This window comes from Sphingomonas sp. ACRSK (assembly GCF_022346685.1).
GTDB lineage: Bacteria > Pseudomonadota > Alphaproteobacteria > Sphingomonadales > Sphingomonadaceae > Sphingomonas > Sphingomonas molluscorum.
Genome location: NZ_JAKRNR010000020.1, coordinates 66,672 through 75,576, shown reverse-complemented (window position 1 = coordinate 75,576; position 8,905 = coordinate 66,672). Strand labels below are relative to the sequence as shown.

Annotated in this window: 13 protein-coding genes; 2 read left to right on the top strand and 11 right to left on the bottom strand. The window is 64.1% G+C overall.

The features are described from left to right. Positions 1-978, top strand: a 978-nt coding sequence (locus MHZ35_RS12390; RefSeq protein WP_446741047.1) for an IS21/IS408/IS1162 family transposase, incomplete at its 5' end; no start/stop codon positions are given. Beyond that, entirely contained in the window at positions 965-1,693 is a 729-nt protein-coding gene (gene istB, locus MHZ35_RS12385) for an IS21-like element helper ATPase IstB (RefSeq protein WP_239435941.1), read from the top strand. The genes MHZ35_RS12390 and istB, both read left to right, overlap by 14 nt. A 105-nt stretch (positions 1,694-1,798) precedes the next feature. Here the strand turns inward: istB and MHZ35_RS12380 are convergent, their stop codons facing one another. From MHZ35_RS12380 to MHZ35_RS12330, 11 genes are all read right to left on the bottom strand, one after another. Continuing rightward, positions 1,799-2,377, bottom strand: a complete 579-nt coding sequence (locus tag MHZ35_RS12380; RefSeq protein ID WP_239435940.1) for a hypothetical protein — start codon at positions 2,375-2,377, stop codon at positions 1,799-1,801. A gap of 50 nt (positions 2,378-2,427) precedes the next feature. Continuing rightward, positions 2,428-3,687 carry a terminase large subunit domain-containing protein gene (locus tag MHZ35_RS12375; RefSeq protein ID WP_239435939.1) on the bottom strand — a complete coding sequence of 420 codons (1,260 nt, stop codon included), beginning with the start codon at positions 3,685-3,687 and terminating at the stop codon, positions 2,428-2,430. Between the two features lie 5 nt (positions 3,688-3,692). Further along, complete coding sequence (locus MHZ35_RS12370; RefSeq protein ID WP_239435938.1) at positions 3,693-4,274, bottom strand: hypothetical protein; 582 nt, start codon at positions 4,272-4,274, stop codon at positions 3,693-3,695. 359 nt (positions 4,275-4,633) lie between these two features. Beyond that, positions 4,634-4,957: a hypothetical protein gene (locus tag MHZ35_RS12365; RefSeq protein ID WP_239435937.1), complete on the bottom strand. Its 324-nt coding sequence runs from the start codon at positions 4,955-4,957 to the stop codon at positions 4,634-4,636. Next, complete coding sequence (locus MHZ35_RS12360; protein ID WP_239435936.1) at positions 4,957-5,868, bottom strand: hypothetical protein; 912 nt, start codon at positions 5,866-5,868, stop codon at positions 4,957-4,959. Before MHZ35_RS12360 ends, MHZ35_RS12365 begins: the two co-directional genes overlap by 1 nt. Then, positions 5,868-6,314 (bottom strand): hypothetical protein, encoded by a 447-nt coding sequence (locus MHZ35_RS12355; RefSeq protein WP_239435935.1) that lies wholly within the window; start codon positions 6,312-6,314, stop codon positions 5,868-5,870. Before MHZ35_RS12355 ends, MHZ35_RS12360 begins: the two co-directional genes overlap by 1 nt. Next, on the bottom strand, positions 6,301-6,945 hold the full coding sequence (locus MHZ35_RS12350; protein ID WP_239435934.1) for an ATP-binding cassette domain-containing protein: 645 nt from the start codon (positions 6,943-6,945) through the stop codon (positions 6,301-6,303). Before MHZ35_RS12350 ends, MHZ35_RS12355 begins: the two co-directional genes overlap by 14 nt. Further along, entirely contained in the window at positions 6,935-7,408 is a 474-nt protein-coding gene (locus MHZ35_RS12345) for a hypothetical protein (protein ID WP_239435933.1), read from the bottom strand. Before MHZ35_RS12345 ends, MHZ35_RS12350 begins: the two co-directional genes overlap by 11 nt. Then, positions 7,398-8,081 (bottom strand): ParB N-terminal domain-containing protein, encoded by a 684-nt coding sequence (locus tag MHZ35_RS12340; RefSeq protein ID WP_239435932.1) that lies wholly within the window; start codon positions 8,079-8,081, stop codon positions 7,398-7,400. The genes MHZ35_RS12345 and MHZ35_RS12340 overlap by 11 nt, the downstream gene beginning before the upstream one ends. An 8-nt stretch (positions 8,082-8,089) precedes the next feature. After that, a complete protein-coding gene (locus MHZ35_RS12335; RefSeq protein WP_239435931.1) occupies positions 8,090-8,248 on the bottom strand; it encodes a hypothetical protein in 159 nt (52 codons plus the stop codon). Continuing rightward, positions 8,238-8,891, bottom strand: coding sequence for a ParB/RepB/Spo0J family partition protein (locus MHZ35_RS12330; protein ID WP_239435930.1), 654 nt, complete (start codon positions 8,889-8,891; stop codon positions 8,238-8,240). The genes MHZ35_RS12335 and MHZ35_RS12330 overlap by 11 nt, the downstream gene beginning before the upstream one ends. Between the last annotated feature and the right edge of the window lie 14 nt (positions 8,892-8,905).

Genomic DNA, 8,905 nt, shown 5'->3' with positions numbered 1-8,905 from the left:
GACGCGCATGCGCGGGCGTTCGCCTTCTTCGGAGGCGTGCCGACGCGCGGCATCTACGACAACATGAAGACGGCGGTGACGAGTGTGTTCACCGGCAAGGAGCGGGTCTTCAACCGGCGCTTCCTGGTGATGGCCAACCACTATATGGTCGAGCCGACCGCCTGCTCACCGGCGTCGGGCTGGGAGAAGGGGCAGGTCGAGAACCAGGTGCAGACCGCGCGTGGCCGCTTCTTCCAGCCACGCCTGCGCTTTGCCAGCATCGAGGAGCTCAACGGTTGGCTGGAGGCGGAGTGTCGCCGCTGGGCCGAGCTGCACCAGCATCCCGAGCAGAAGGAGCTGACGGTCGCCCAGACCTGGGCTGCCGAACGGGCGGTGCTCCAGCCTGTGGTCGCGCCCTTCGACGGCTTCCACGAGAGCGAGCATGCGGTGAGCGGCACGTGCCTCATCAGCTTCGACCGCAACCGCTATTCCGTCTCCGCCAGGGCGGTGCGGCGCACCGTGCAGGTCCGCGCCTATGCCGACCGCATCGTCGTGCGCTGCGACGGTGAAGTCGTCGCCGACCACTCCCGGTTCTTCGGCCGCGACCGGACCATCTACGACCCGTGGCATTACCTGCCAGTGCTGGTGACCAAGCCGGGCGCCCTGCGCAACGGCGCGCCGTTCCAGGGCTGGGAGCTGCCGCCTGCGCTGTCACGACTGCGGCGCAAGCTCGGCACCGGAGATGATGCCGACCGGCGGTTCGTGCGCGTGCTGGCGACGGTGCTCGACGACGGACTGGAGGCAGTGGAAGCTGCCGTACGCGAAGCATTGCTGGCCGGCACCGCCAGCGACGACGTCATCGTCAACATCCTGGCCCGTCGACGCGAGCCGCCCCGGCCGCTGACCATCGTCACGCCGGAGGACCTGGCGCTGCGCCATCCGCCCCGCGCCGACTGCACCCGCTATGACAGCCTGCGAGGCCTCCATGCAGCGGCATGAGATGATGACGGCCATGGCGGAGCTCGGACTTAAGGGCATGGCTGGCGCCTTTGACGAGGCGGTCACCACCGGTCTCCAGCGCAAGCGCACGACCATGGAGGTCCTGACGGACCTGCTGCGTGCCGAGGCGACCCACCGCCATGCGGCGTCGGTCCGCTACCGGATGTCGGCCGCCAGGCTGCCGGCGGTGAAGGACCTCGATGCCTTCGTTTTCGACGACACCCCCATCAACGAGGGCCTGGTGCGCTCGCTGCACAGCGGCTCGTTCCTCCCCGGCCGGCGCAACGTCGTGCTGGTCGGTGGAACGGGCACGGGCAAGACGCACCTCGCCACCGCCATTACCGCCAACGTGGTGCGGGCCGGCACCCGGGGGCGCTACTTCAACACGGTCGATCTGGTGAACCGGCTCGAGGAGGAAACCCGCCTCGGCAAGGCCGGCACACTCGCCAACCAGCTCTCCCGCCTGGACCTCGTGGTGCTCGACGAGCTCGGCTACCTGCCCTTTGCCCGCTCGGGCGGTCAGCTGCTCTTCCACCTCGTCAGCAAGCTCTACGAGCAGACCTCGGTCATCGTCACCACGAACCTCGCCTTTGGCGAGTGGCCGACCGTCTTTGGCGACCCCAAGATGACCACCGCGCTGCTCGACCGCATTACCCACCACTGCGACATCGTCGAAACCGGCAACGACAGCTGGCGCTTCAAACACCGCAGCTGACGTCCAGAGCACCCGGCAGAGAACGCTTCGCGCTGGTTGCGCCTCCGGTCGGGCTACGCCCGCCCTACGCCGCAACCAGCGCGAACGGTCCGCCCGTCATACCTGTCACGCTGCTCGACGAAGGGGGTCCCTTTTGCACGCCGATAGGGGGTCCTTTTTGGACGCCGATTGACAGTCGTAGGCCTGCATCGGCTTGAGGAAATAGCTGTAGGTGCGGCCCTTGGACGCCTTGCGGTCGGCCTCGGTCACCACCGTCTCGGGGACGTTGTTATCCACCACGACCCAGATGCGGCCGAAGGTGCTCGACCAGAGGGAGATGGTGCTCATCAGGTCGGCGATCGGCCGCTTGAGGAGCGTCGCTGCGCCCCAGAACTCCTTCACCGCATCCGGCAGCGTCTCGCGGCGCTCGATCGAGCCCTTGAAGACATACTTGTTGACGAGGCTCACAACCTCCTTCGAGTGCGGGAAGCGGTAGGCGCGCTTCTTGCGCTCGGCGAACTCCCGCTTCCCCTCCTTCGGATAGGTGAAGATGTTCTGCTCGATCCAGGAACGGCCGCCCTTGTAGCACGCCTCCAGGAAGCGCCAGTGATCCAGGTTGTCCTGGTATTCGGGGTGCCGGCGGTCGACCAAGTGCAGGAGCTGGTCGTTGGTTGCCGACTTGAGGGATGCGAGATCGAGCGCCATAGCGCGCGAGTATAGCCTATCCAGTGTGTGTTGTCACACACAAGCTGCGGTCAAAACGACCAGCCCACCAGCTTGCGGAAGCGATTGCCGTAGAGATAGTGGATCGGATAGCCCAGCGCGTCGCACATGTGCTCGGTGCCCTGGCTCTTGTCGACCGTGGGCGTGCCCGCCTTGTAGATCGTCTGGTTGAGGCTCTCGATCAGGTGCTTGCAGCGCTCGTCGACGAACAGCCGACTGTCGCCCTCGGCGTTCTGAAACATGCCGTTGACGATCGCCACGCGGTCGGCGACCAGCGGGTGCTTCTTCTTGTAGATGAGCTTGTTGAAGCCGCGCGAGCGGAACACGTCGAGGTCGCTCTCGCCGCGGCTCGAATTGCGGTTCGCGCCGGCGGGGTCGGGGTAGAGCGTGATCTGGCGCTTGTGCCGGAAGTAGCGGCGCTCGATCTCGTCGCACACCTCGGGGACGTTCGAGCTGGGCAGCTTGATCTCGTCGACCACCCACACCTGACCGTTCGGCTGCTCCTGCATGATGACGCTCGACATCGGATCGACGTTGAAGTCCTGCCCGATGATGATCGGCAGATGCGGGTTGAACGGATAGGCGCCGACATGCTTCTTCTGGTCGAAGGCGTAATAGACGCGCCCCGACATGCTCTCGAAGCTCGCCTCGAACTCCTGGCGGAACGTCTTCGGGTCCAGGTTCTCGCGCGCGTGCTTGATTTCGCTCGGCGGGAAAAACGGCGACATGATCGTCGGGAACTGCCACGACATCCACTGGCCGCTGGCCTGGTTCTTCTTGATCTGCCCCTTGGAGTAGAGCTCGTAGAAGTGGTTGTAGCTCTTGGGCGTGCCGATGATGAGGGCGCGGCCCTTCGTCGTCGTCAGGGTCGGGTAAAGCACCTTCTCCCACACGTCGGGCCGAAAGTCCTGGAACTCGTCGCAGATGCAGAAGTGCAGGGCGCGACCGCGGAGCGTGTCCGGTCGATCTGCGCCCTTGAGCTGGATGACGGTGCCATTGATGAGGCGGATCTCGAGCCGCGTCTCGTGCTTCTTCAAGATCCACGACTGCGGGAGAGCCTCCACCAGCTCGTCCCACATGATCTCGCGCGCCATCGAGAAGGTCGGCGCCACATACCAGATGGTGCGGCGCCCCTTGCCCTTCGCTGACCGGATCAGCTCGATGCGCGAAAGGTGCGTCTTGCCGAAGCGTCGGCCGGCGACCAGCGTGCGGAAGCGGGCAGGGTGGCGGAAAACTGCTGCCTGGCCGTGGTGCAGCTTGAGGTCGATCTTGGGGACCGGGAAGTAGCTCATGGCGACTAGCCCTCTCGGCTGTCGTCGTCGCCCTGGTCGTCCTGTGCGGGTTCATCCTCCAGGCCTTCGAGGTAGGATTCCTCGTTGCCCTGGCGGATCGCTTCCAGCTCGTCCTCGCTGTATTCGCCGACGTTGAGGTCGGGCAGCTCGGCGCCTTCACCCAGCAGATCTTCGATCCCCAGGATGTCCCAGCTCTCGCGACGCGCCTTCTCGACGACGGCGGTGGCGTTCTTGAGCGTCAGGACTTCGGCGTTGACGGTCGCGATGTTCCCGTTGGTGTTGGCCGTGATGACCTTGTTCATCGTCAGCTTGGCGAGAGCCTCATACCACTTGGCATACTGCTCGACCGCCAGGCCGGCGTTCTGAACCTTGCGCTCGCGCTCCCGGCGCGCAGCGTCGTCCACCTCGTTCGTCACCTCATCGAGCCGCGAACCCTTCTCGATGCCGCGGGCCTTGAGGCCCTTCTGGATCGCTTGCGGGCTGACGCCGAACTGGTCGGCAAGCTCGCGGAGGTTCTTCTCGCCGCGCTCGTAGAGCGTGACCACGGTAGCCCAATCGGACGGGGACAAACGAGACTGCGCAGCCACGACCTATCGCACTCCGGGGGCAACAGAAAGGGACAGGTCGATGCGCATTGTGTGTAACCTAACACACAAACCCAGCTTGACGCAAGAGCGAGCCCACCGCGGGGGTTGACCACCGCTGGCTTCGCTGAACTCCGAGATCGGTTTCTGTCTCGATCCCAATTAGGGCCGAATCGGTTCTTTGACATGAAAAGAGCGATGCGAAGCGTCGCTCGGTATCCCGAACGAAGTGAGGGATACCTGATTCATTGAATCGAATCTGATTCATGAATCTAATTATATTAGTTATTATTTGATTCTTATGGATGCGCGCCCACGCGCTACGCGGGGTTATATATACACGCGGGCGCGCGCTAGGGGGTTCACGGTTTGCTCGAACTCGCGCCGGCGGGGAGCGCTGCGGGGCGAACGAGATCGCGCCCAGCATCAGTCGCGGCGAGCGTTCTGACCTTGCGGGACCGGCGGATGACCAGCTCGTCTTCCCGCACCAGCCCGTGCGCGACCAGGTGTCGGAGGGTGCAGATCATGGCGCCGCGCGTTGTGCCGGGCGCGGTCGCCTCGATCAGCTGCCAGACGTCGAGCAGCGAGCCGTCGGAATTACCCTTTACGAGGGCCTTGAGGACGGCGTGCTGCTTGGCGGTCATCATGACACCGCGGCGCTTGTCGGTGTAGGGCGTTAGGGCCATCAGATCACCAGCTTCGCGGCCGGCGCCTGGCGGTCGAACGCCGTGATCGGCAGCGCCGCGGGCAGGGGCGTTCCGACGTCCGGGTTCGTGTAGATCCCGTAGAGCGGGGAGGCGAGGACCATCTGCTGCAAGGCGTGGACGCAGTCGCGCAGGCTCATCTTCGCGACGCGCGCCTCCCCGACGCCGCCGAGCGACTTGCCCGTCTTCTCCAGGGCCGAGTGCCCGTAGTAGAACTCCTTCGTCGCGGCCTCGATCGCGGCGCGCTCGATCGGATCTTTGCCCATCACCTCGTCGATGATCGCCTCCAGATCGGCCGGGTCGCTGTCGAAAGTCGAGCGAAAAAACTTGATGCCGACGTCATACATGTTCGACCGCATCGGCTTGACGAACTGGAAGCCAGCCTTGTGAGCGAACATGTTGTATTTCGACATGGAGCTCTGGATCTCGATGAACCGCTTGCCCTCCATTCGGCTCGCGATGTTGGTGAACCGATAAGCGAGGCCCGCGCCTCGATACATCGTGTCCACAACTACTCGCGCCACCACCGACATGTTGGCGTTGATCCACTTCATCCGGTATTGGTTCGTCATCTTGTTGTCCTGGCCGGTGGGCTTGAGCTTCGGCAGGACGACGTGACGTTCCTTGAGCAGCAGCTTCGGCGAGGCCATCACCAGCACGCCGATCAGCTCGTCGCCGAGCTTGAGCGTGAAGTGGTGGCTGCCCGCCGGCAGGCTGCCGGATTGCTTGTAGTGGAGCGCCTCCAGGGTGCGCCAATCCTCGATCGTGCCGCGCTGCACGGTCATGTCGTCGATCAGCGAGAGCTTCGGCCGCGGCGACGCGACCCGGTGCGCCTCCCACCGCAAATCGGGGTTGACGCCCACGTCGAGCGATCGTATGTGCGTGTCAGTCATCACAAGCCCCTCCTACGGCGGGTGGTGTCGATTGGGGTGTTGAGGATTTTTTGGAGCGACCAGCCGCGACGACGACGATTGTAGACCAAGCCGCGATCGAGACTGTTTCGATCGGCCCATTGCGAAAGGGTCATGTGTTCGCCTCGCCATTCAACGACGTGATTGGAGCTCTTGTTGTTCTGATTGTCAGCGGGCGTTGCCCACCGACAGTTCGTCTTCATGTAGCCCTTCTTGCCGTCGATCCTGTCGAGGTTGGCTCCTTTGAATGGCTTCGGCCCCATGTCTTCGAGAAATTTCTCGAAGCGTCGCCAGCGCCGCGTTACACGGATGCCAGCGCCACCGTAGCGATCAAACGAGTGATGGTTCGGGTTGCAGCAGCGCTGCATCATCGCGTTCCAGCTGTAATACTCGGACGTTTTGCTTAAACGGTGGTCAGGCGCTGGCATGTTCAACCTTGATTCGATCGTGAAACCTTTTCGTTATTGTGAGGGACGGGGCAAGTTCCTCTTGGAGGTCAGTGTGGGTGGTAGCGACGATCAGGGTCTTCCCGTGCGCACGGGCAACCTTGGCAAGGTTCCAGGCGACGATCTTCGCGGTGACGCGATCGAGCACGGCGCCGAACTCGTCGGCCACCCACACATCGCACCCGCCTTCGACCAGCTTCGCCAGGCGGAAGCGATAGCGCTGACCGTCCGACAGCTCACCGGGCTTTCGGATGTAGAGGTAAGCGTCGGACAGGCCCGCCACCGACAGCAGGCGGATCGCATCCGCCAGACCGTCTTCGCCGACCTGGTCGATCAGGGCTTTGTCCGGCTGGAGCTCGACCTGGTCGATGTTGGCGACCGCCTGTCCGGCCTGCGCCAGCTTGGCAGCCAGCTCGCGCAGCAGGACGGACTTGCCGGCACCTGACTGCCCGCAGATGTAGACGACGTCGCCGGGGTTCACGTCCACCTCGACCTGGTCGAGCACGGTGAACTCGCGATCCTCGAGCCCGAGGCCGAACGCTTCGGCGACCTTGATGACACGCTCCGACCGCTCGGTGCGGCTGGAGAAGGACTTGTTCAGCTCAATCTTCATCGTCGTTCTGCCGCTGGATGTTGTGGGCGACGCGCGCGAGGCCACCCAGGTAGATGATCGGATCTTCGACAGCCCCAAGCGTTGCGAGCGTCACCAGGCCCTCGTCGCCGTCGAGCACCGCGGCCATGCCGGTGAACTCGCCCTGCCGGGCGCGCGCCAGCAGATCCTCCAGCATCTCGACGACCTCGTCCTTGTATGGCTTGTCCTCGATATCCTGGAGCGTGCCCGCGACAGGTCGGCGATCAAAAATGCCGACGACGTTGTGGGTGTCGATGTCGACCTCGACCATAACCTCGCCCGCGTCGATCTTGGCGCAGCGAGCGCACTGGCGGGGCTCATCGCAGCAGCCTGTGCAGCGGGTGGTCACACCAAGCTGGATGTTGTCAGCATCAGCGGCGCAGATCATCTGCTCGTTGCAGGCGCACGCTCCCTGGCAGAACAGGCATAGCTGCTCACTGTCCACGGCAGAACTCCACGAACGCTTCGGCGCCCTTGAGCCCGGTGCCGGCCTCGATCTTGGCGAGGAAGCGGCGAACGTCCTTCACCGCGGCAATCGGCACCTCGTTGAAGCCCAGGGCCTTGACCAGCTTCTCGTTGCTGGCGTCCGTCTTGGCGACCTTCTCCTCGGTCTCGGCGTCCTGCGCGTCGATGTCGGCGTCCAGGTCGGTCGAGATCGCGCCGACGTTCATGTCGCCCAGATCCTCGACCAGGAAGTCCAGCTCGTGCTCGTCGAAGCCGAGCGCGGCGATGTCCACGTCGTCGGCGTCCATCAGACGCTGGAGCTCCTCGGCCATGAATCCGCTGTCATATTCGGTGGACGCCGTCTTGTTGTGCGCGATGCGCGCGGCGTCAGCCTGATTCTTCGACAGGTGCGCAGCATGCTTCACCGGGACCGTGGTGTGGCCCAGCGCAACCAGCGCCTCGTAGCGGCCGTGCCCGGCGATCAGGACGCCGTCGAAGTCGACGATCAGCGCGTCGAACAGGCCATCGGCCCGGATGCTCGCCTTGAGCTTGGCGATGTGAGCCGGCGAGTGAACCTTGGTGTTCTTCGCATACGGCTTGACCTTGTCGATCGCCCACATCTCGGTGGGCAGCTTGACCAGATCGTAGGGGTCGGACGTGTGTGTGTTACTCACCATGCACCTCAACGCGCAAAAATGGAATCGAGGCCTTCGGGTTCGGCCTCCTCGAACAGCTCACCGAAGTCGCAGCCGCGGCAGGTGCGCGGCCGATTGACGAACTTGCAGTCGGAGCACTCAGAGCCGAACTTGGGCTCGATGTCGTCTTCGAGATTACTCGGCATCGCCGTTGTCCTTGAGCAGCAGGAAGGCGAGGGCGTCACCCGCGTTCGTCAGGTCGTCCTCCTTGGTGAAGCCCTGTTCCTGCATCGTCTTCGTGATGAGGTCGGAGACGCGCGCAGCGTCCCCCAGCGTGTTGCGGAAGCGCAGCGTCTGGTGGGTCTTGGTGACCTTGGGCGCGGGCGCCTCGTCCTCGCCGTCGTCTTCCTCGTCGGGCAGCACCGGCTCGTCGATGTCCAAGTCGTCGATGTCGACCGACAGGCTGGCGGTGATGGCGGCGATGTCACGCTGGTTCCAGGGCAGGACCATCGACAGCTCGCCCGTGTCCAGGTCGGCCAGCAGTTCGGACAGCTTGAGCGTGTCGTCGATACCGTAGCGCGCGTTGTCGGCCAGGCTGATCTCCTTGGCTTTCTCGTCGCTGATCTCGCCGAGGTTCATGCAGGGCACTTCGGCATAGCCGAGCTCGGTCGCCTGCTCGGCTCGATGCCAGCCGCCGATGCACTCCAGGGTGCCGCTCGGCAGTTCGCGGATCAGGATCGGCTTGAACATCCCGTGACGCTCGATCGACGCGCGAAGCTTCTCCTCGTTCTCATGGGACACCACGTTGGCGTTCCAGGGACTCGGCTCGATCGTGCGAGGGTCTCGCATCTCGTAATTCATCA

What these genes read in the sequence shown, in the direction of transcription:
- istB (WP_239435941.1), top strand. Translation starts at nt 965, where the DNA reads ATGCAGCGGCATGAGATGATGACGGCCATGGCGGAGCTCGGACTTAAG.
- MHZ35_RS12355 (WP_239435935.1), bottom strand. Translation starts at nt 6,314, where the DNA reads ATGCCAGCGCCTGACCACCGTTTAAGCAAAACGTCCGAGTATTACAGC.
- MHZ35_RS12360 (WP_239435936.1), bottom strand. Translation starts at nt 5,868, where the DNA reads ATGACTGACACGCACATACGATCGCTCGACGTGGGCGTCAACCCCGAT.
- MHZ35_RS12375 (WP_239435939.1), bottom strand. Translation starts at nt 3,687, where the DNA reads ATGAGCTACTTCCCGGTCCCCAAGATCGACCTCAAGCTGCACCACGGC.
- MHZ35_RS12365 (WP_239435937.1), bottom strand. Translation starts at nt 4,957, where the DNA reads ATGGCCCTAACGCCCTACACCGACAAGCGCCGCGGTGTCATGATGACC.
- MHZ35_RS12335 (WP_239435931.1), bottom strand. Translation starts at nt 8,248, where the DNA reads ATGCCGAGTAATCTCGAAGACGACATCGAGCCCAAGTTCGGCTCTGAG.
- MHZ35_RS12330 (WP_239435930.1), bottom strand. Translation starts at nt 8,891, where the DNA reads ATGCGAGACCCTCGCACGATCGAGCCGAGTCCCTGGAACGCCAACGTG.
- MHZ35_RS12350 (WP_239435934.1), bottom strand. Translation starts at nt 6,945, where the DNA reads ATGAAGATTGAGCTGAACAAGTCCTTCTCCAGCCGCACCGAGCGGTCG.
- MHZ35_RS12380 (WP_239435940.1), bottom strand. Translation starts at nt 2,377, where the DNA reads ATGGCGCTCGATCTCGCATCCCTCAAGTCGGCAACCAACGACCAGCTC.